We start from the raw sequence: 19,872 nt of genomic DNA on the forward strand, positions 1-19,872 counted from the left end.
ACGATCCCCGCCGCAAAGCTCCATCGCCGGCGCACTGCCGCACAGCACCGCTGAGGCTGTTGAGAACCACGGTTCGCCCTGGGCGTGCGTCGACTCGCCGCCTCGCGTGCAATCACGCGGTCCTGGAGAGGCTCGCGGCCCGGACGGCCCTCCTCCTCAGCCAGGTTTTCAACACGCTTTCCGATCTTCCCACAGGAATTCCCACATTCCGCGGGGGCTTAATCAACATGCCATGTGCCCGGCGGAGGTTGCGAGGGGACGGATGCATGAAGTAAAGCGTCCCCGGTGAGGTTTCCCTTGCCGGATGAGCACTCAGGCGCACCGGCGCGCGCTGCCCAGGAGCGGCCCCCGGCCGTCTCGCGGTGGTGACCAGGACTTCGCTCCTCATCGTCCCGACCGAACGGCACGTCGAGCGCGAGCTCGCCGCGGCACGTGATGCGCGCGCCGCAGGCCAGGAAATCCGTTCACGGTGGAGCTTCGTCTCCGAGGCGCTCGCGGTGCTGGCGCCGGATGTCGCCATCGCGAGCCCGCAGGCCACCCGCCTCGCCACGCGGCTCGCGCTCGACGCGCTGCCGCCGGGCCGGCTGCGGCAGCCGGCCGAGCCGGCCGCGCGCGTCGCGCTCGCGCACGCCTTCGACCGCGCCGTCGGGAGCCTGCGCCACGCCGGCACCACCCCGGCGGACCTGCGGGCGCTCGGCGCCTCCTCCGCGAGCGCGCTCGCCGACGTCCTCGAGCGGGCGGACGCCGCGCTGCGGGCGGCGCGCCTCGTGGACCCGCGCTGCGCGGGCTCCCTGCTCGCGCGGGCGCTCCGCGCCGCCGGCCCGTCCGGCGCGCTGCCGCTGCCGCGCGAGGTCGCGATCCGCGGCGCGGTCGCCTGGGAGCCCGACGATCTCGCCTGGGTCGAGGCGCTCCACGCCGCGGTCCGCGCCGCGGGCGGCCGCGGCGTGACGGTCGAGCTGCCCGCCCTCGCGGGTGACGACGCGGCGCCGCTCGCCGACCTCCTGGAACGCCGCTGGGCGTCGCTCGAGGACGCGCCGGAGATCGCCTGGATCCCCGGCGGCGACGCGGAGCCGCTCGCCGCGATCAGCGCGAGGACCCCGGAGGGCGAGGCGCGCGCCGCCGCGGCCGAGGTCGCCGCGGCGCTAGGCCGCGGCACCCCCCCCGAGCGGATCGCCGTCGTCGTCCCCGCGCTCGACGACGCCGCGCTCGAGCCGCTCCGGGCCGCGCTGGCCGACGCGGGCGTCCGCTTCTCGGAGCCGCGCGGCCGCTCCGCCGCGGGCTGCCCCGACGGGCGCGTCGCGCTCGCGATCCTCCGCCTCGCCGTGGGCCCGGTGCGCCGCGAGCAGGCGATCGAGATCCTGCGCGCGCCCGGGGTCCACGCCGGCGCCTGGATGGACCGCGCCTCCGCCGCCGACGCGGAGCGGCGCGCCGTCGACCTCGCCCACCGGCTGCGCGACGTCCCGGTCGAGGTGGATCGCACGGGCCGCCTGCTCATCGACGCCCTCCTCACCGTCGTCGCCGCCCGCCGCGCGGGCCCGCCGCGGGCGGTCGGGCGGGAGGCGCCGCCCGAGGCCGAGCTCGACCTCGGCATGGAGGCGCCCGCCCGCGCGGGCGACGCGCACCGCGACGACGACGAGGCCTGGATGCCGCACGCGCTCGAGCGGCTGCTCGCCAGCGCGCGCTGGATCGGCGAGGCGACGACGCGGCCCGAGATCGTGCGGCGCTTCCTGTCGCTGCTCGACAAGCTGGGCTTCGGGGAGCCCGGGGTCGAGGAGCTCCGCGCCGCGCTGCGCGGCGAGCGGCGGGGCGCCGGCGCGATCGCCCTCGAGGCGATGGGCCAGGGCGCGCGGGCGGCGCGCGCGGTCCGCGAGCAGGCCGAGGCGCTCGCGCGGGCGGCCCGCGACCTCGGCTGCGAGGAGCGCCCCGCCACCGTGGCGGAGGTCCTCGCGGAGCTCGAGCGCGCCGCGGCCGAGCAGGGCGCGGGGCCGCGCGGCGACGCGGGCCGCGCCGGCGCCGTGCGCGTCGACGTGGCCGCCGGCTTCACGGCGCTCGATCACGACCTCGTGGTGGTGACCGGGCTCGACGCGCGCGCCTACGGCGGCGGCCCGGGCGCGGACGAGGGCCTGCTCGTCGAGGCGCTGCGCGCCCGGCTGCCCGCGCCGAGCCGCCCGGCGTCGGCGCGCGAGCGGCAGGCGGCCGGGCGCGCGGAGCTCGCCTGGGCGCTCGCCGGCGCCCGGAGCGTCGCCCTCTGCTTCACGCGCGGGGACGACAGCGAGCCGAACGAGCCCCACCCGGTCTTCGCGGCCGCCGCCTCGGCCGGCGCCCGGCAGCGGACGGAGCCCGCCTCGCGCGTCGCCCCGGACGCGGCGGTGCTCGCGCCGCGCGACGCGGAGCTCATCGCCCTCGCCGGCGGCGCGCGGCCGGCGCCGGACATCGCGGAGCGGGCGCGGATCGAGCGCGCCCGCGCGGACTTCTTCCTCGACCCGCGCGCGCCGATCGATCCGCACACGGGGCGCGTCGCCCTGGACGAGGACCCCGCGCTCGGGGCGCAGCTCCGGGCCGCGATCGGCGGGGCGCACCCCGACCGGCCGATCGCGGTGACCCACATCGAGCGCGCCGTGGGCTGCGCCTTCGCGGCGTTCGCCCGCCGCGTGCTGCACGTGCGCCGCGCCGAGGACCTCGCCGAGTCGGCCGACGCGCGCGAGCGCGGCACGCTGATCCACCGCGCCCTGCAGGCGTCGTTCGAGGCGCTGCGCGAGCTCGGCCCGGACCGCGATCCGGCCGAGCTGCTCGCCGCGGCGCGCGCGGCGGCCGAGGCGGCGCTCGGCCTCTCCGCGCCCATGGCCCCGCTCCGCCGCGAGGCGGTCGAGAAGGCGATCGCGGACGTCATGGCGGTCGTGGTCCGGACCCTCGATGGGGAGGACGCGACCTCGCCGGAGCTCCGCTTCTTCCTGGCCGAGCGGCGCTTCGGCGCCGGCGAGCCGCGCCCGTGGCGGCCGCTCGAGCTGCCCCCCTCGGACGACGAGGGGGGCGCGGACCCCGCGCCGAGCCTGTGGGTCGACGGCCAGATCGACCGGATCGATCGCTCGACCGACCAGCGCGTCGTGCGGGTCGTCGACTACAAGACCGGCAGGCTCCCCGAGGCCAGGGAGCGGCGGCGCGCGCTCCAGCTGCCGCTCTACAGCGCCATCGCGGCGCGCGCGCTGGGCGCGGAGGAGGTGCGCGCCGTCTACGTCGGCGTGCGCCAGCGCGGGCTCGTCGAGCTGTGGCCGCGCTCGGACGAGGACCAGCGCGCGCTCGCCGAGGGCTGGGCCGAGGCCGCGCGCGCGGCGCGGGCGGCGGTCGTCGCGCTCTGGCAGGGCCGCGCCGCGCCGCGGCCCGCGCAGCCGACGCTGTGCGCGCGCTGCGACGCGCGCGACGTGTGCCGGCGCCCCGCGGTCGTGCCGACCGACGAGGCCGCGGAGGAGATCGCGTGAGCTCCGCCGCGGCCGCGTTCGCCGACGGCGACGCGCTCATCTACGCCTTCCGGCGCAACGTCGTGGTCGCCGCGAGCGCGGGCACGGGCAAGACCCACCGCCTCACGGCGCTCTACGTCCTGCTCGCGCTCGGCCTCACGTCGCTCGGCCAGCCCGACGCCGCGACCGCCGGGCCGCCCGTGGCGCCCGACCGCATCGTCGCGACGACGTTCTCGCGCGCCGCGGCGCGCGAGATCGCCCACCGCATCGAGCGCTCGCTCCGGGAGATCGCCCGCTGGGACGGCGAGGCGGAGATCCCCTTCGCCGACATCCTGCGCGCGCGGCAGCGGGCCGTCGCGGGCTCGCCCGGGCCGGGCGGCGGCGCGGCGCCGCCGCTCGCCGAGCTCAGGCGGCGCGCGGATGACGCGCTCGCCCGCCTCCCCGCCGCGCGCATCGACACGCTCCACGGCGTGGCCAAGCAGATCGTGGATCGGCACGCGATCGCGATGGGGCTCTCGCCTTCCGCCCGGATCCTCGACGAGGAGGAGGCGCAGGCGCTCAGCGATCTCGCGGTCGACGAGGCGCTGAGCCGCGCGCTCGCCGAGGGGGGCGAGCGCGCCGAGGCGGCGCGCGCGCTCGTCGCTGCCACGGGCGGCGTGGAGGCGGCGCGGCGCGAGGTCACGCGGCTGCTCGACCGGCTCGACGAGGACGGGCTCACGCCGCGGAGGCTCGCCCTCTCGGATCACGCCGCCGAGGCCCGCGCGCTCTCGCGGGAGCTCCACCGGCTCGCGGCCGACAGCGCGGCGCTCGGCAACGCCGCGTTCCGCGGGCCGGCCTCCGCCCTCGCCGCGGCGCTCGGCCGCGAGGGCCCCGGCGCGCCGTTCCCCGCCCGCGAGGCGGGCGCGGCGCTCGTCGAGCTCCTGACGCAGCGCAAGCCGCACAAGAGCAAGTGCACGCCGGCCGACGAGGCGCTCCTCGCCTTCCGCGAGGCGCTGCCGGGCGACACCCTCCGGGACAAGGCGCAGCACCTCGTCGCCTTCCTCCGCGAGGCGCCCGCGCTGTCGGGCGTCGAGGCGCGGGTCCTCGATCTGCTGGAGGAGATCCGCGAGCGCCTCGCGGTCATCCGCCGCACCGAGGGCGGCCTCGGCTTCGGGGATCTCCTGCGCGCCGCGCGCGACGGCCTGCGCGACGACCCGGCGATCGGCGCCTCGGTGCGCGAGTCCGTGGACGTGCTGCTCGTCGACGAGTTCCAGGACACGAGCGCGGTGCAGCGCGATCTCGTCTACCTCCTGCGCGAGCGGGGCGACGCCGCCCTCGCGCGCCCTCCGGGCGTCGCCCCCGCGGCGGCCGGCCTGTGGGGGCACGGGCTGTTTCTGGTCGGCGATCGCAAGCAGTCGATCTACGGCTTCCGCGGGGCCGACGTCTCGATCTTCTGCCGCGTCTGCGCGGAGCTCGCGGGCGCCGCCGCGGGCCGCGCGCTCGAGCTCGCGCCCTCGCTGTGGTCCCCGGATCCGAGCGCGGACTTCGTGGCGCTCCGCGAGAGCCGCCGGTCGACGCCCGAGCTGCTCGCGTTCATCAACGCGTTCTCGGCGCGCGACTTCGCCCAGGATCGCGCCCCCGCGGCGCCGGCGGGGGGCGCGGGCGAGGCGCGCGACGAGCGCGACGGCGCCGCTGCGGCGGGGCCTGCGCTGCGCGAGTTCGAGATCGCCTACAGCGCGGCGGAGCACCTCGTCGCCGCGCCGGTGCGGGGCGGCGCCGCGCAGGGCCCGACCGAGGTCGTGCTCATCGCCGACGACGGCGGCGCCCCCGACGGGGTCGACGCCCTCGTCCGGGACGCGAGCGGACCGCTGCGCGAGGCGCTGATCGCCGCCGCCTACATCGCGCGGCGCGTGCGCGGCGCGCGCGCCGACGGGGGCGGCGACGCGGGGGAGCGCCCCGCGGGCGGCGATCTGCGCTTCCGCGACGTCGCCGTGCTCGCCCGGCGCCGGAGCACGCTCCCGCTCGTCGAGCTCGCCCTCGCCCGGCTCGAGGTGCCGTACGTCGTCGCGGGCCGCGCGCTCTTCGACGCGGCCGAGATCCGCGACGTGGCCGCGATCCTCCGCCTGCTGCTCGATCCGCGCGACCGCCTGGCGCTCGCCGCCGTGCTCCGCGGCCCGGTGGTGGCGCTCTCGGACACGGCGCTCGCGATCCTCGCGCCGCCGGGCCGGGGCCTCACGGTCCCGCTCCTCGGCCGCTGGCCGAGCGCCGCCGCCGCGCACGGGGGCCGCGCGCCGGACGGCGCCGAGCCCGGCGACGCGCCCCCCCTCCCCGCGCTCGCGCGGCTCTCCGCGGCCGATCGCGAGCGGCTCGAGGCGTTCCGCGCCCGCTTCTCGGGCGTGCGCCGCGCCGCGCTCCGCGCCACGCCCGGCGAGGCGATCCGCGCCGCGGTCTCCGCCTTCGACCTCGACCGCGTGCTCGCCGCGCTCCCCCGCGCCCAGGCCCGGCTCGGCAACGTCGATCGCCTCATCTCCATCGCCCGCCGGCGCGGGGGCTCGCTCGCGAGCTTCGTCCGGTGGCTCGAGCGCCGCATCCGCGACGACGCGGACGAGCCCGAGGCCGCCGTCTTCTCGCCCGAGGACGACGCCGTGCGGCTCACGACAATCCACGCCAGCAAGGGGCTCGACTTCACGGCCGTGGTGCTCCTGGATCTGAACGCGGAGCCCCGCGCGGCGCAGCCCGGCCTGAGCTACGTCCCCGCCGCGGGCGACCGCCCTGCCGCGCTGCTCGTGCGTCACTACGCGCGGCGCGGCGACCGGCCGGCGCGCGCGGGCTCGCTTTACGACGCCGAGGCGTCGGCGCTCGGGCCGTCGTTGCCCATCAGCACGCCCGCGCTCCAGGCGGCGCGCGCCGAGGTGCGGGCGCGGGAGCGCGCGGAGCGGCAGCGGCTCACGTACGTCGCGATCACCCGCGCCCGCCGCGAGCTCGTGCTCGTCGGGACCGCGGCCAGGCCGCGGAGCGGCTCGGCGTGGCTCACGTTGAAGGGCGCCGCGGACGCCGGGCCGCGCCCCGCGCCGGACGGCGCCGCGGACGCCGCGCCCCGGCCTGCGCCGGACGCCGGGCCGCCCTCTGCGCCGGACGGCGCCGCGGACGCCGCGCCCCGGCCTGCGCCGGCGGCGACGGCCGCCGACGTCCCGCTCGCGGCCACGATCGGCGCCACGCTCGACGCCCGCGCGCTGCTCGCGGAGGCGAGGCCGCCCGCGCCTGGCACCGACGCGTACGAGCGCGCCGCGCCGGTCCCCCGGGCCGCGCCGTCGCCCTCGCCCGCGCGCGCAGAGACCGTGCGGATCGCGGCCGCGTCGCTCGCCGCGTTCCAGGGGTGCGCGCGCCGCTTCCGCCTCCGGCACCTCCTCGGCATCGGCGAGCCCGCCGGCGAGGGCCAGCTCGGGCTGTTCGACGTCGAGGGCCCGCCCGAGCTGCCGGGCGAGGAGCGGGTCGAGCTCGAGGACGGCGCGGACCCGCGCCCCCCCGGCCGCGCAGCCCACCGGGTGCTCCAGCGCTGGCCGCGCGCGCGCTGGGGGGAGCCGACGGACGCCGCGGACGTCCTCGCGCGGCTCGCCTTCGAGGGGCTCTCGCCGCGCAGCCCGGACGCGCTGCGCGCCGCGGAGGGCATCGCCCGCTTCCTCTCGGGTCCGTACGCGCAGCGGGTGCGGGACCAGGAGGCCACGCTCGTCCGCGAGGAGGCGCTCGTGCTGGCCGTGGAGCCCCCTGCCCCCAGGGCCGGGCAGCGGCGGGGCGCGGCGCTCGCGCTGTCCCTCGCGATCGACTGCGCGGTGCTGCACCCGGGCGACTCCGTCGACGTGATCGAGTACAAGCGCGCGCGGCCGCGGGCCGATCTCGCGCCCTACGAGCTCCGCCTGCGCGCCGCCGCGCTCGCGCTGAGGCGGCGCCACCCGGACCGCCCGGTCCGCGCGGGTGTGCTGTTCCTCGGCGCGGCCGAGGAGCCCGCGTGGCTCGCGGCCTCGGGCCCGGGCGGGGCGATCGCCGACGACGAGCACGCGCGGTTCGAGCTCGAGCTCGCCCGGCTCGCGGAGCGCCTCTCCGAGGCGACGGGCGAGGGCCGGTTCGACGGGGCGCCGATCGACACGTGCCGCCGGCTGCGCTGCGGGTTCGTACGGGCGTGCCACGGCTAGCCGGCCGCGGACGGCGTCGTCGATGGATGGAGCGATGCGGGCCGGTACCGACGCCGGGCCGGTCAGGCGCCGGCCTGCTCCTCGCGCTCGTCCGGCGCCGCGCTCTGCGACGACGCGCGGCGCGGCGGCTCGAGCACGAGGGGCAGGACCTCCTCCATCGAGGAGATCAGCGTGATCTGGACCTGGTCCTTCACGTCCTGCGGCACGTCCTCGAGATCCCGCCGGTTCTTGGCGGGGATGAGCACGTGGCGGATGCCCGCGCGGTGGGCCGCCAAGAGCTTCTCCTTGATGCCGCCCACCGGCAGCACGCGGCCGCGCAGCGAGATCTCGCCCGTCATCGCGACGTCGCTGCGCACCGGCGCGCCGAGCAGGAGCGAGGCCACGGCGGAGAACATCGTCACCCCGGCGCTCGGCCCGTCCTTCGGCGTGCCGTGCTGCGGGATGTGCACGTGCAGGTCGATCTCCTTCAGCCACTGCGGGTCGAGGTGCAGGCGGTCGGCCTTGCTGCGCACGAAGCTCACCGCCGTGCTCGCCGACTCCTGCATCACGTTCCGCATGTTGCCCGTGAGGACCACGTTGCCCTTGCCCGGCATCCGCGTCGCCTCGATGAAGAGGATCTCGCCGCCCGCCGGGGTCCACGCGAGGCCGGTCGCGACCCCGGGCTGGAGCGTCCGCTCGGCGAGCTCGGGGCGGTGCTTGTGCGGGCCGAGCACCTGCTCCACGTGCTCGGGCGTCGCCACCTCGCGCACGTCCTGGCCCTCGGCGACCTTCACCGCCGTCGCGCGGCACACCGCCGCGATCTGCCGCTCGAGGCCGCGCACGCCGGCCTCGCGCGTGTAATGGTCGACGAGCGACGCGATGCCGTGCTCCGTGAACTCGAGGCGCTCGTCGGTGAGCCCGTGCGCCGAGAGCTGCTTCGGCACCAAAAACTCCCGCGCGATCCCGAGCTTGTCGGTGCGGGTGTAGCCGGGCACCTCGATGACCTCCATGCGGTCGACGAGCGGCCCCGGGATGCCGTCCCAGTTGTTCGCGGTCGCCAGGAACATCACCTGCGACAGGTCGAACGGCAGGTCGAGGTAGTGGTCCTGGAAGGTCGAGTTCTGCTCGGGATCGAGCACCTCGAGCAGCGCCGCGGCCGGATCGCCGCGCAGGTCGACGCCCATCTTGTCGACCTCGTCGAGCACGAGCACCGGGTTCTTCGTGCCCGCCTTCTTGAGCGCCTGCAGGATGCGCCCCGGCAGCGCGCCCACGTACGTGCGCCGGTGCCCGCGGATCTCCGCCTCGTCGCGCACGCCGCCGAGCGCGATGCGCTCGTAGCGCCGCCCCATGCTGCGCGCGATCGACTTGCCGAGCGAGGTCTTGCCCACGCCGGGCGGCCCGATGAAGAGCAGGATCGGCCCCTTCTTGTCCGTTCGGAGCTGCCGGATCGCCGAGTACTCGACGATCCGCTTCTTCACCTTCTCCAACCCGAGGTGGTCCTCGTCGAGGCAGCGCCGCACGTCCTCGACGCTGAGCTTGTCCACCGTCGTCTTGGACCACGGCAGATCCGCGATCCACTCGAGGTAGGTCTTGGTCACGTTGAACTCGGCCGACTGCTGCGCCATCGAGCGCAGCCGGCTGAGCTGCTTGCGCACGACCTTGTCGACCTCCGCCGGCACCTTCGCGCGCCGGATGCGCTCGCGCAGCTCGTCGATCTCGTCGTCGTCGCCGCCCTCGCCGAGCTCCTCCTTGATCGACTTCATCTGCTGCCGGAGGATGTACTCGCGCTGCGACTTGCCCATCTCCTCCTGGACCATGGAGGAGATCTCTTTCTTGACCCGCAGCACCTCGAGCTGCCGGCCGACCATGGCGAGCACGAGGCGGACGCGCGCCTTCACGTCGAACGCCTCGAGGATCTCCTGCTTGTCGGCGACCGAGGCCTGGGCCTGCGGGAAGTTCGAGGCGATGAGGTCGGCGAGCGCGCCGGGCTCGCGCACGTTGTCGAGGATGCCGGCCGTGTCGCGCGGCAGGTTCGGCATGAGGCCGAGCACCTCGCGCGTCGCCTCGCGCAGGCCGGCGCCGAGCGCGTCGAGCTCGACGTCGCGCACGAGCGACTCCGGGATGCGCTCGATGCGCGCGCGCATGTACGGCTCGAGCGCGAACGCCGCCTTCACCCGGAACCGGCCGAGCCCGTTCAGCACGACCGAGTAGTTGTTCGGGCCGAGCCGGATGACCTTCACCACGCGCGCGATGGTCCCGACCGAGTAGAGCTCCTTGAACGTCGGCTCGTCGACGTCGGGCGACCTCTGGCTGATCACGCCGACGAGCGCCCGCTCGCGGCCGAGGAGGTCCTCGACGAGGCGGACGCTCCGCGGCCGGCCGACGTTGATCGGCACGACGGACATCGGGAACAGCACCGAGTTGCGGAGCGGGAGGATCGGGACGCTGTCGGCGTCTGGCGAGGGGGGCGTTCGCGAAGGGGGATCGCCGGTCGGCATGCAGACAACCCTAGTACAGCGCTCTTCTCGAAGCCATGACGCGAGCGCGCCGCTAGAAGTCCTTGATCTTCCAGACCCCGTGCTCGCGGATGAAGGCGACCGTGCCGCCGGCGCCGTAGGCCATGGATGCGCTGTCCCCTGTCTCCTCGATGGTCGCGGTCGGCAGCGCGGCCTTGATCGCCTGGACGATCCGGTTGATCTGTTCCTTCTGCGGCCCTTCCCAGGCGGCCTTCAGCTTCTCGGGCGTGAGCTGCGCCGTCCCAGCCGCCCCCACGGTCCCCGGCCGCCCCTCCGGCTTCTGCGTCGCGTCAGCGCCCGCGCGTCCCGCTGCGCCCCCCTGCGGCGCCGCGCCCGCCTCGCCGGGAGCGCCCGCCTCGCCGGGAGCGTTGCCGCCGAGCGACGGGCCGCGGTCACCGAGCCCTTCTTTTTCGGCGTCGGGAACGTAGCGCATGATCACGTCGTAGCGCCTGCGCTCGAAGGCCCGAAGGAACCCGACCAGCGCCTGCCGGGGCGTGGCCTGGCCGTACAGGTCGACGGCCGCCGCGTCGAGGCGCCAGCGTCCCCCTTCGAAGACGAGCAGGAGCTCCTCGCCGTTCGGCAGGGTGACCGTCGACGTCACGACCGGATCGGCCGCGGGGCGCGCGATCGCGCGGGCGATCTCGAGCGCGTCGTCCGGGTTCTCCCGGACCGCGCGCCGGAAGGCCTCGAGCGACATGGAGCGCTTGGCCTCGTCCGAGAGCAGCCGGTAGGCCGCGTCGACGCGCCCCTCCTGGAGCGCCTGCGCGTAGGCCCGGAGCACGTCGCTGGGGCCCTGCTGGGCGTAGCTCGATCCGCACGCGGCGAGCGCGAGGGAGAACAGGAGGAGGGCCGTGCGTTTCACCCGTCCGGCCATAGCATACGCGGCCCCGAGCGCGCAGGCCCTGGACGGCCGGGGAGAGGGGACCTGCAGGCGCGCCGCCGCGCGTGGGGGGACGCCCGCCGGCACGCAGACGCGCGTGGGGGGACGCCCTCCGGCATGCAGCCGCGCGTGGGGGGACGCCCTCCGGGGAACCGGGGTTAACCGTGAACCAAGCTCGTCCCGTCGCGCTCGGGGCCCGAAGCCCGAAGGGCCCCCGCCCAGCGCTCACCAACGTGGTCGTGGACGTGGACGTGGACGTCTCATCATCCGTCACATCTCGCTCAAGTCCTCGAAATAATTGGACTTTGACCTCTGGGCGAATGCGAGGGATTTCGCGTGGTTAGGCGAGATGTGATGGACGCTCAGACGTCCACGTGTTCGGTTGTCGACCTAGGGTGCTTCCGAGCCGGACGCCGACCACGGCCCGCACGTCGGAAGCCCGACGCTCTTCTGCGGGCACTCCGCCGTGACGGGCGCCGTCACCACGCCGGTCACCTTCCCCGACGCGAGCTGGTCGCAGACCGCCGGCGGCAGCCGCACCCGCCCGTCCTCCGTCTGGAAGCCGTCGGGGCTGCCGGCGTCGAGCGCCACCAGGCAACCGTCGTCCCCGCAGATCCCGTCGCCCTCGGTCCGCAGCGCCACGTTCGGCTCGCCGTCGGCCTCGATGGAACACGCCGCGGCGTCGACCCCCGCCGGCGCTGCCCCGTCGAAGCACGCCGTCACGTCGAAGCAGTCGCCGCCCCCGAAGCCGGAGCCGCCGCCGTAGACCGCCTTGGCCGAGTAGTCGGGCAGCGCGCTCGCGTCGACCGCGCTCGGCGCGCACCTCCCCGCGACGCAGGTCTGCCCCTCTCCGCAGACCCGGTTCACGACGCCGCCGTTCCCGTCGTCGCGCCCCGAGCCGTCGCAGAGGAAGTAGAGCGGCATCGTCAGGAGCGCGACGCGATCTTGCGGGATCTTCGTGACCGCCTCGCGCAGGATGCGCACCGCGCCGCGCGCACCGCCGGCGCGACCCGCGACCTGGATCCGGATGGAGTCGCCCCCGCCGGTCGTCGAGTAGAAGCCGAGGGTCAGCGGCAAGCGCGCCGCGGCGTCGGGCGCGCCGAGCCGCTCGTAGGCCGCGGAGAACCTGGACGTGCTGCCCTCGAACACCTGGATCTGCAGGGTGTCGATGTCCTCGGGCAGCTTGAGATCCGTCGGGACGGCGACGACGATCTCGTCGGGCGGAGAGCAGCCCCCGCACGCGAGCGCGAGCGCGGCCAGCGCGATCCGGAGGGTATGAGTCACCGGCCGCCTCCGAGCGGGATCGCGATGGACACGCCGCCCCGCGCGGACAGGGGGACCGAGCCTGGCGACGTGTTGCCGTCGACCGGCGGCGGGGCCTGGAAGGTCCCGAGGCTGAACAGGAGCGCGCCCGTGAGCACCAGGAGGCCGCCGCCGAGCCAGATCCAGTTCTCGATCTGCCCTTTCTTGGCCTGCGGCACGAGCGAGACCTGGACCCGGCGCGTCTGGTCGTCCGAGATCACGACCTCGGACTCGTGCGGCACCATGCCGGGCGCCGTGACGCGGAGCGCGCGCGCACCGCTCGGCACCGGACCGTCGTACGAGCCGCGGCCGACCACCCGGCCGTCGACGGAGATGACGTCCGTCGGCCCGGCCGTGACGATGAGCCGCCCGCGGTGGACCTCCTTCTCGAGCGTCGCCGTGACCGTGACGACGCCGTCGCCCGACACCTGCCGGACGACCTCGACGTCCTTGAAGCCCTCCTTGGTCACCCGGATCCTGCGCGTACCGACGTCGAGCAGCACGGGCTCGCGCAGCGGCGTCTCGCCGACCACCTCACCGTCGACAAGGACCGTGGCGCCTGCCTCGCTCACCTGGAGATCGAGGCGGCTCGCGGCAGGCGGCGCCGCGCTCGCGGCAGGTGGCGCGGCGCTCGCGGCAGGCGGCGCCGCGCTCGCGGCAGGCGGCGCCGCGCTCGCGGCAGGCGGCGCAGGCTGGGCCGCGGCGGTCGCTGGCCCCGCGAGCGCGGCGCCGCCGACCGCGAGCGCCGCGCAGAGGCGATGATGCCGGCGACCCCGCCGCGAGATCCCTTGTCTTCCAGGCAAGCTCATTGAGGGTGACCTGATCGTGATCGGAGTGGCCGCTCGAACGGGCTCCGGGTCCCGATCGCGTCGCGGCCGGGCGGCCCAGGGGGAGCCACCCTATTCCAACCCACGCCGGCATCCTAGTACCGCGTCGGCCGAGCTCGTCCCTGGCTTCACGCCGATGCGGCAGGCCCCCGGAGCCGTCCGGCGCCGCGAGGGGGCTCATCCGTGGCGCTCCCCAGAGCGCCCTCGGGCGACTACCATGCGCGCCATGCCCCGCATCGCCAGGGTCGAGCGCAAGACGCGCGAGACCGACATTCGCATCGAGATCGATCTCGACGGTCAGGGCCGCTCCTCGATCAGGACGCCCCTCCCCTTCCTCACCCACATGCTCGATCAGATCGCCCGCCACGGCCTCTTCGACCTCACGATCCAGGCCGAGGGCGACGTCGAGATCGACGGCCACCACACCACCGAGGACTGCGGCATCACCCTGGGCGCGGCCGTGCAGCAGGCGCTCGGCGACAAGGCGGGCCTCGCGCGCTACGGCGAGGCGACGCTCCCCATGGACGAGGCGCTCGCGCAGTGCGCCCTGGATCTCTCCGGCAGGCCGTACTTCGTCTGGCGCGTGCCGCTGCCCAAGGCGAAGCTCGGCACCTGGGACGTCGAGCTCGCCCCCGTGTTCTTCGAGGGCTTCGCGCGCGGCGCGGGCGCGAACCTCCACGTCCGGCTGATCGAGGGGGACAACCTGCACCACATCGTCGAGATCTGCTTCAAGTCCTTCGCCAAGGCGCTGATGAAGGCGACCCGGATCGAGCCGCGCGTCGCCGGCATCCCGTCCACCAAGGGGAGCCTGTGACCATGCACGCGATCGCGCTCGTCGATTTCGGGATGGGGAACCTGCGCTCGGTGGAGCGGGCGCTGCTCCAGGCCGCCGGCGACGCCGGGACGCCGTGCGCGGTGACGCGCACCCGCGATCCCGAGGTCATCGCGCGGGCGGACAAGGTGGTCGTGCCGGGCCAGGGCGCCTTCCGCGACTGCGCGGCCGCGCTCCAGGCCGGCATCGGCGACGCGCTGCGCGAGCAGATCCGGAAGGGCACGCCCTACCTCGGCATCTGCCTCGGCATGCAGGCGCTCTTCGACGCGAGCGAGGAGGCCGAGGGAGCGCGCGGGCTCGGCGTGTTCCCCGGCCTCGTCGAGCGCCTCACGCCGGAGCCGCCCGCCGCGGCGGCCGAGGCGAGCGCCGCGGCCGCCGGGCCCCGGGTCGGGATCAAGATCCCCCACATGGGATGGAACCGCATCACGCTCACCCGGGAAGCCAGCGGCCCGCTCCGCGTGTTCTCGGGCGAGAGCCCGTACGTCTACTTCGTCCACAGCTACCACGCCGTCCCGAGCGAGCCGGCGCTGGTCGCCGCGACGACGGAGCACGGCCCGCACCGGATCACCGCGGCGATCGAGCGCGACAACGTGACCGCGACGCAGTTCCACCCCGAGAAGAGCCAGGAGACGGGCCTCCGGCTGCTCGCCCGCTTCCTCGCCGGCTGACGCGCGCGGCCGGCGCCCGCGGCGTCACGAGTGCCGCTGCGGGCGCTGGTGCTGATACGCCACCTTGAGGTGCGCGAGCTTCAGGTGCTCGACCTGGGGCGGGACGGGCGCGCGCCGGCCGTGGCCGCGGCGCGGCGGGAGCGCGCGGCCCGACGGGGGCGAGCGGTCCGGCGCGCGCGCTTGGCCGGTGCGGCGCGCCCGCGCGCGGCGGCCCCGCTCCGGTGATCGTGGCGCGAGGGGGAGGTCGACGATGAACGCCGCGCCCCGGCCCAGCTCGCTCTCGACGCGGATCACGCCGCCGTGCGCGCGAGCGGCCGCGTGCGCGATGTACAGGCCGAGCCCCAGGCCGCCGAAGTGCTCCACCGGGACCGCCCGCTCGAAGCGCGCGAAGATCCGGGCCTGATCCTCCCGGGCGATCCCGATGCCGTGATCGCGCACGACGAGCCGCGCCCGCGCGCGCTTCGCCCGCACCTCGATCGAGATCGGCTTGTTCTCGCCGAAGGTGATCGCGTTCTTGATGAGGTGGAAGGCCATGCGCTCGATCTGGGACCTGTCCCACTGGCCGATCACCGCGCCGTCGGCCGCGATCGAGATCGCGCCGCGCGCGGCGGGCCGCTGCGCGACCGCGGTCGCGACCACCTCGCGGACGAGGACGACGAGGTCGACCAGCTCGCGGGCCGGCGCGCGGAGCTCGATCTCGGTGTGCCTCACCTGGAACATGTCGTCGCAGAGCCGGACGAGCCGCCCGAGCTGGCGGTCGAAGACCGCGAGCATCGCCGCCGCCCAGGCCGGCGTCTTCTCGGGATCGCGCTCGCTCATCCGCTTCGTCAGCTGGAGCTGCAAGAGGAGCGAGGTCAGGGGCGTCCTGAGCTCGTGCGCGGCGAGCATGAGGAAGTCTTCCCGGAGCCGGGCCGTGTCGCCCTGGAGGAGTGCGGTGGGAATGCGCTGATCGAGTTCGTTGCAAACCGCGGGCATGGCAGAACCTGCTGGGCCGAGTTGACGTGTTTCTCCGCATGGAGCATGACGCGTGCCGCCGACGCGCCTCCGTCGAATGGCACGGAAGCGGCTCGCGGAGGGCCGCATCTGCCGAGCGGACGCGCTTCGAAACGTCGCATCGCGTTGCGCGAATGAGCAAACCTCGCGAAGTGAGCCGTCTGAACCGGCGCGGGCGGACTCCGGCTCTCCTCACACGGCCCCGGGCGGCGGCGCGGCACGGCCGGGCCGCGGCCTCGGGCGGCGCCGGAGCGCGGCCCGGGCCGCGGCGCAGGTGGGATACGGCCTCTCCCATCCTTGCGGGTGGGGGCGCGTGGACCAGCTTTGTGGTCATGGAACACCAGAGTGGAGACCCTGGAGCCGGAGCTCACGCCCACGGATCCATGAGCGAGCTGCGGGCGCTGCTCAGGGAGTTCGACACCGCCATGCTCGTCACGATGACGCCCGAGGGGCTGCTGCGCGGGCGGCCGATGGAGATCCAGGATCCGGCCGAGCTGGGCGACTGCGATCTCTGGTTCGTGACGCAGGAAGAGACCGCGAAGACCGGCGAGATCGACCGCGAGCACCAGGTCGCGGTCTGCTGCTACAGGCCGCGGGACCGGGCGTACATCTCGATCTCGGCGCGCGCCGCCGTCGAGAGGAACCAGGAGAAGATCCGGAGCCTCTGGAAGCCGTCGTGGAAGGCGTGGCTGCCGGACGGCCCGGACCACCCCCACGCAGCCTTCCTGAAGCTGAGCGTCGAGCGCGCCGAGTACTGGGAGCCCGAGGGCGGGCGGCTCCGGGTCCTGTACGAGAAGGCCAAGGCGCTCGTTCAAAGGCGGTCAGCGGACCAGAAGCCGAATCCGCCGAAGCACCTCTGAGCGCCGCCTGCGCCGCGGCCTCATCGGCGCCGCGGTCTCATGACGCCGAAGACGCGGCCGACGGCGCGGGGGAGCGAGCGCCTCGGCGATCCGGGCGCCGTCGCCGCTCCGCGCGTCCGTGATGAGGAGGATTTTGTCGGCGACGGGGCGGCCCGCGAAGCCGGCCTCGACCGTGGGCGAAAACCCGACGATCTCGGCCTCGACGCCGACGCGCCGGTCGATGGCCTGAACGATCCGGTCGAGCCCCGCATAGAGATTCACGCTGACCCGCCCGTCGCGACCGTGGCGCGCCAGGATGTGCTCGACGGCCTCCTCCGGCAGCGGCGAGCGGTCGAGGACGGCGCCGGATGCGCAGAGGATGGCGCCGTTCAGGGCTGCCCACGGGCTCTCCAAGCCGAGGTCGCGGACGATCCGCTCCACCGAGCGGGGCGGTCGTGAGCTGATCAGCGTCACCAGGATGCCCTGCCCGGCCAGCGTCGCGCACATCGACCGCATCTCCTGCGATATCGAGTGATCGGACCGCAGGAGGGTCCCGTCCAGATCGAAGGCGACGCCGCGAAAGGGCCCCGAGGTCATGTGCGCTCTCCTGGCCTGTCCGCTCCCCCCTAGCACGGCGGAGCGAGCGACGGTGGGGCAGCGCGCTCGGGGCTCACCTCCATGCCCGCGCGCGGAGCGCGCCGGTCGCTCCAGCAGGCTGGGCCGCCCCTGCCCGCGGGGCGCCCCTCCGGAGCTCAGATCTTCGCGTCCGGCTCGAACTCCGTGAGCAACCGGGCGACCCAACCACGGTCGGTTGGGTCGACACCTCAAGCACGGTCCGGCCGTGCCCGGCGGACGGGTTGTGCCGTCGGCCCGGAGCGTCCCCGGCTCACGGGAGCGCGGACGTGAACGACAGCGGGAAGATCTGCCCAGACCTCCACACCTCGGCGTGATCCGAGTAGTGGCACGTGCGAGGATCTCCGCTGTACCCCGTGCTCATCACCCCGAGCGAGCCGTCTGGCGACGCGAGGTTCCAGACGAGCCGCGTCGCGCTGAGCGCATCCTGATCGAGCGCCGCCCGTACGCCGCCCGCGGCCTCGAAGTCCCCGGGCGGGAGCGCCAGGATCCCGACGTTCGCAAACCATCCACCCAGGTTGACCGTCGCCACATCGCCGGTGGCAGGGAACGTGCCGATGGCGAAGCGCGCGTCCTCCCCCGCGAGCGGATGGTTGTAGGTCAGCTCATGGATGTCGCCCCAGGTCCAGGTGCTCACGTCCGGGCCCATGGCATCGCGGAGCATCGCGTCCGCCTCGCCCAGCGCATCGCGCACCGCCTCATCACGCGCGACGCCGGGATCCACGCCCGCGGTGATGCCGAAATACGGCGCCCGCGGGTTCTCGAGCACGTCGATCAGCCCGTTGAGCTGGTTCGTGAGGAACACGCTGGGCGCGAAGAGGGCGTACTCGTCCGGGCCGATCACGTCTCGCACCGTGTTGCGCAGCAGGATCAGCGTGAGCATCTCGTAGATCGCCGCGCCCTGGCTGCTCGCCGCGGCGTTCCCGTCCCACTGCGCCAGCGCCGCCACCGCCGCGGCGGCGCTCGGATCGTTCGCCGGCAGCCCGGCGCGCCCCAGCGCGGCCAGGTAGCTGTCGCGCAACGGCAGCCCGATCGTGGTCTGCGTGTCGAGCTGGATCGACGCCATGTCCTGCGGCGTGAGCGGCTGCGTGGCCGACGTGAGGCGCGTCATGATCCGCTGCGCGCGCCACGGCAGGTCCCAGTAGTTGGCGAGGTGGATCGGCCGCCCCTGCGGCGCGTAGTCGCGCGGGACCATGCGGTTGTTCGCCGTCACGAGGATGTGCGAGGGCGGGTCGTAGACCGAGGGCAGCTCGGACGTGCTCGCGTACCCCGTCCACTCGTGCCCGCCCGTCCCCGGCACCGGATAGAGCGCGTTCAACGGGCTCTCGCGCTGCGGCGCGAGGCCCGAGTTCTGGTAGCCGATGTGGCCGTGGGTGCCCTCGTAATCGGCGAAGATGAAATTCCAGCCGATGCTCTGCTTCAGCGCCGCCGCCCTGAACTGAGCCCAGCTCTGCGCCGCGGGCATCTCGAAATAGCCGTCGAGCCGCCACTCGGGCTGCCCCGCGGTCGACTTGAGGGCCAGGGTGCCGAACGACTCCAGCCCGTCCAGGCCATCGTTGAGGATGGGCCCGTGGGGCGTCGAGCGGAACGTCCGCTGCACGCTGGGCTGCCCCTTGACGTGGATGGTCTCCACGCGCGTGGTGACCGGCTTCCACTGGCCGTTGATGAGCACCTCCTGGCCCCCTCCGCTCTTCTCGCGGAGCGTCTCCACGTACAGGTCGACGCTGTCGAACAGCGAGTACGTCGGCACCCAGGCGATGCTCTCGGTGTGGCCGCTGATGAACCCGGGGAACCCGGGCATCATCCACCCCGTCACGTTGTACTGCCCGCGCACCTCGAGCTGCGCGACATAGACCGCGGACGGCGTCGAGTGCGGGAAATGCGGGTCGGTCGCCAGGAGCGGCTTGCCGGTCGAGGTGAGGTGCCCGTCCACCGCCCAGGCGTTGCTCGCGCGGCCGCTCGACGGCGCCATGCGAAGGAGCTGATGCGTGAGGCGACGCGGGCCCTCCAGACACGACGGGGGGGGCGGGTTGATGATGGTCGCCGACGGCGCGCTCGGCCCGGGCGGCACGAGGAAATTCGAGATCGGATTCAGGTTGCCCTGGGCGTCGAACATCGATACCTCGTCCGGCGCCTCCTTGATGAGCGTCGTCGCGACCTCCGTCCCCGCGATGGACGCCACCGCGGCGCGCTCGAGCTTCGTGAACCACGTCAGGGTGTCGAAGGTGACGCCCACGTAAATGTAGGCGAGGACGCTGTCCTGGGGAGTCCACGGCTCCGGCTCGTAACCGAGGATCTGAAACTCGAGAGGCAGGCCGCTGCTCGACGTCTTCGCGTCATGGATGTACTGGTTCACACCCGCGGCGCAGGCCTGCAGGACGCGCTTCGTCCGCTGCGTCGCCGTCGCGTAGCGCGCCGCGGCGAAGGCGGGGAGGTCCTGAGCGCGCGCGAGGAGATCCTGGTCGAGGACGCTGTTGCCGTCGCCGGGCCCGTAGATCTCCGCGAGGCGGCCCTGGGCGCTGCGACGCAGCACGTCCATCTGAAAGAGCCGATCTCGCGCCATCGCATAGCAAAGGCCGCCATAGCCGATGCTCTCGTCCCATGTGGTGATGTGGGACATTCCCTGCGCGTCCACGTCGATGCGCACGTACCCCAGCTCACCGATCGCGACGGAGGTTTGCTCTCCAGCGACCTCATTATCCGGGACGGGACTGCACGCAGCCGCCGACAGCACGATTGCCACGCCGGTCATTCGCCTGATCATGCCGATCTCCTCCTG

12 protein-coding genes are annotated in these 19,872 nt (G+C 74.9%); 5 read left to right on the forward strand and 7 right to left on the reverse strand.

All coding sequences use genetic code 11. The annotated features are described in order from the left end of the window. Positions 1-365: 365 nt before the first annotated feature. The gene (locus WMF31_RS24150) at positions 366-3,476 is read left to right on the forward strand and encodes a PD-(D/E)XK nuclease family protein (RefSeq protein WP_436604194.1); all 3,111 of its coding nucleotides are present in this window, start codon (positions 366-368) and stop codon (positions 3,474-3,476) included. Beyond that, positions 3,473-7,624, forward strand: coding sequence for a UvrD-helicase domain-containing protein (locus WMF31_RS24155; protein ID WP_436604195.1), 4,152 nt, complete (start codon positions 3,473-3,475; stop codon positions 7,622-7,624). Before WMF31_RS24150 ends, WMF31_RS24155 begins: the two co-directional genes overlap by 4 nt. Before the next feature lie 62 nt (positions 7,625-7,686). Here the strand turns inward: WMF31_RS24155 and lon are convergent, their stop codons facing one another. From lon to WMF31_RS24175, 4 genes are all read right to left on the reverse strand, one after another. Next, positions 7,687-10,101, reverse strand: a complete 2,415-nt coding sequence (gene lon, locus WMF31_RS24160; protein WP_436604196.1) for an endopeptidase La — start codon at positions 10,099-10,101, stop codon at positions 7,687-7,689. Between the two features lie 52 nt (positions 10,102-10,153). Then, complete coding sequence (locus WMF31_RS24165; RefSeq protein ID WP_436604197.1) at positions 10,154-10,981, reverse strand: hypothetical protein; 828 nt, start codon at positions 10,979-10,981, stop codon at positions 10,154-10,156. Between the two features lie 408 nt (positions 10,982-11,389). Continuing rightward, positions 11,390-12,283 carry a hypothetical protein gene (locus WMF31_RS24170; RefSeq protein ID WP_436604198.1) on the reverse strand — a complete coding sequence of 298 codons (894 nt, stop codon included), beginning with the start codon at positions 12,281-12,283 and terminating at the stop codon, positions 11,390-11,392. Further along, a complete protein-coding gene (locus WMF31_RS24175; protein WP_436604199.1) occupies positions 12,280-13,110 on the reverse strand; it encodes a PEGA domain-containing protein in 831 nt (276 codons plus the stop codon). The genes WMF31_RS24170 and WMF31_RS24175 overlap by 4 nt, the downstream gene beginning before the upstream one ends. Positions 13,111-13,354: 244 nt before the next feature. Between WMF31_RS24175 and hisB the strand changes: the two genes are divergently transcribed. Beyond that, positions 13,355-13,942, forward strand: coding sequence for an imidazoleglycerol-phosphate dehydratase HisB (gene hisB, locus WMF31_RS24180; RefSeq protein WP_436604200.1), 588 nt, complete (start codon positions 13,355-13,357; stop codon positions 13,940-13,942). Positions 13,943-13,944: 2 nt separating this feature from the next. After that, positions 13,945-14,628, forward strand: a complete 684-nt coding sequence (gene hisH / locus WMF31_RS24185; RefSeq protein ID WP_436604201.1) for an imidazole glycerol phosphate synthase subunit HisH — start codon at positions 13,945-13,947, stop codon at positions 14,626-14,628. Positions 14,629-14,652: 24 nt separating this feature from the next. Here the strand turns inward: hisH and WMF31_RS24190 are convergent, their stop codons facing one another. Beyond that, entirely contained in the window at positions 14,653-15,603 is a 951-nt protein-coding gene (locus tag WMF31_RS24190; RefSeq protein ID WP_436604202.1) for a sensor histidine kinase, read from the reverse strand. A gap of 401 nt (positions 15,604-16,004) precedes the next feature. Here WMF31_RS24190 and WMF31_RS24195 point away from each other — a divergent pair, with 401 nt between their 5' ends. Beyond that, positions 16,005-16,481 carry a pyridoxamine 5'-phosphate oxidase family protein gene (locus WMF31_RS24195; RefSeq protein WP_436604203.1) on the forward strand — a complete coding sequence of 159 codons (477 nt, stop codon included), beginning with the start codon at positions 16,005-16,007 and terminating at the stop codon, positions 16,479-16,481. On the opposite strand, the gene WMF31_RS24200 is transcribed toward WMF31_RS24195, so the two are convergent. Next, positions 16,443-17,057, reverse strand: a complete 615-nt coding sequence (locus WMF31_RS24200; RefSeq protein WP_436604204.1) for an HAD hydrolase family protein — start codon at positions 17,055-17,057, stop codon at positions 16,443-16,445. The genes WMF31_RS24195 and WMF31_RS24200 overlap by 39 nt on opposite strands. A 289-nt stretch (positions 17,058-17,346) precedes the next feature. Further along, the gene (locus WMF31_RS24205) at positions 17,347-19,857 is read right to left on the reverse strand and encodes a penicillin acylase family protein (protein ID WP_436604205.1); all 2,511 of its coding nucleotides are present in this window, start codon (positions 19,855-19,857) and stop codon (positions 17,347-17,349) included. Positions 19,858-19,872 lie beyond the last annotated feature (15 nt).

The sequence above is a fragment of the Sorangium sp. So ce1036 genome (assembly GCF_051369805.1).
In the GTDB taxonomy this organism is placed as follows: Bacteria; Myxococcota_A; Polyangia; order Polyangiales; family Polyangiaceae; genus Sorangium; species Sorangium cellulosum_F.

Coding starts and splice junctions, on each gene's coding strand:
- hisB (WP_436604200.1), top strand. CDS start 13,355: ATGCCCCGCATCGCCAGGGTCGAGCGCAAGACGCGCGAGACCGACATT.
- WMF31_RS24205 (WP_436604205.1), bottom strand. CDS start 19,857: ATGATCAGGCGAATGACCGGCGTGGCAATCGTGCTGTCGGCGGCTGCG.
- WMF31_RS24195 (WP_436604203.1), top strand. CDS start 16,005: ATGAGCGAGCTGCGGGCGCTGCTCAGGGAGTTCGACACCGCCATGCTC.
- lon (WP_436604196.1), bottom strand. CDS start 10,101: ATGCCGACCGGCGATCCCCCTTCGCGAACGCCCCCCTCGCCAGACGCC.
- WMF31_RS24175 (WP_436604199.1), bottom strand. CDS start 13,110: ATGAGCTTGCCTGGAAGACAAGGGATCTCGCGGCGGGGTCGCCGGCAT.
- hisH (WP_436604201.1), top strand. CDS start 13,945: ATGCACGCGATCGCGCTCGTCGATTTCGGGATGGGGAACCTGCGCTCG.
- WMF31_RS24190 (WP_436604202.1), bottom strand. CDS start 15,603: ATGCCCGCGGTTTGCAACGAACTCGATCAGCGCATTCCCACCGCACTC.
- WMF31_RS24200 (WP_436604204.1), bottom strand. CDS start 17,057: ATGACCTCGGGGCCCTTTCGCGGCGTCGCCTTCGATCTGGACGGGACC.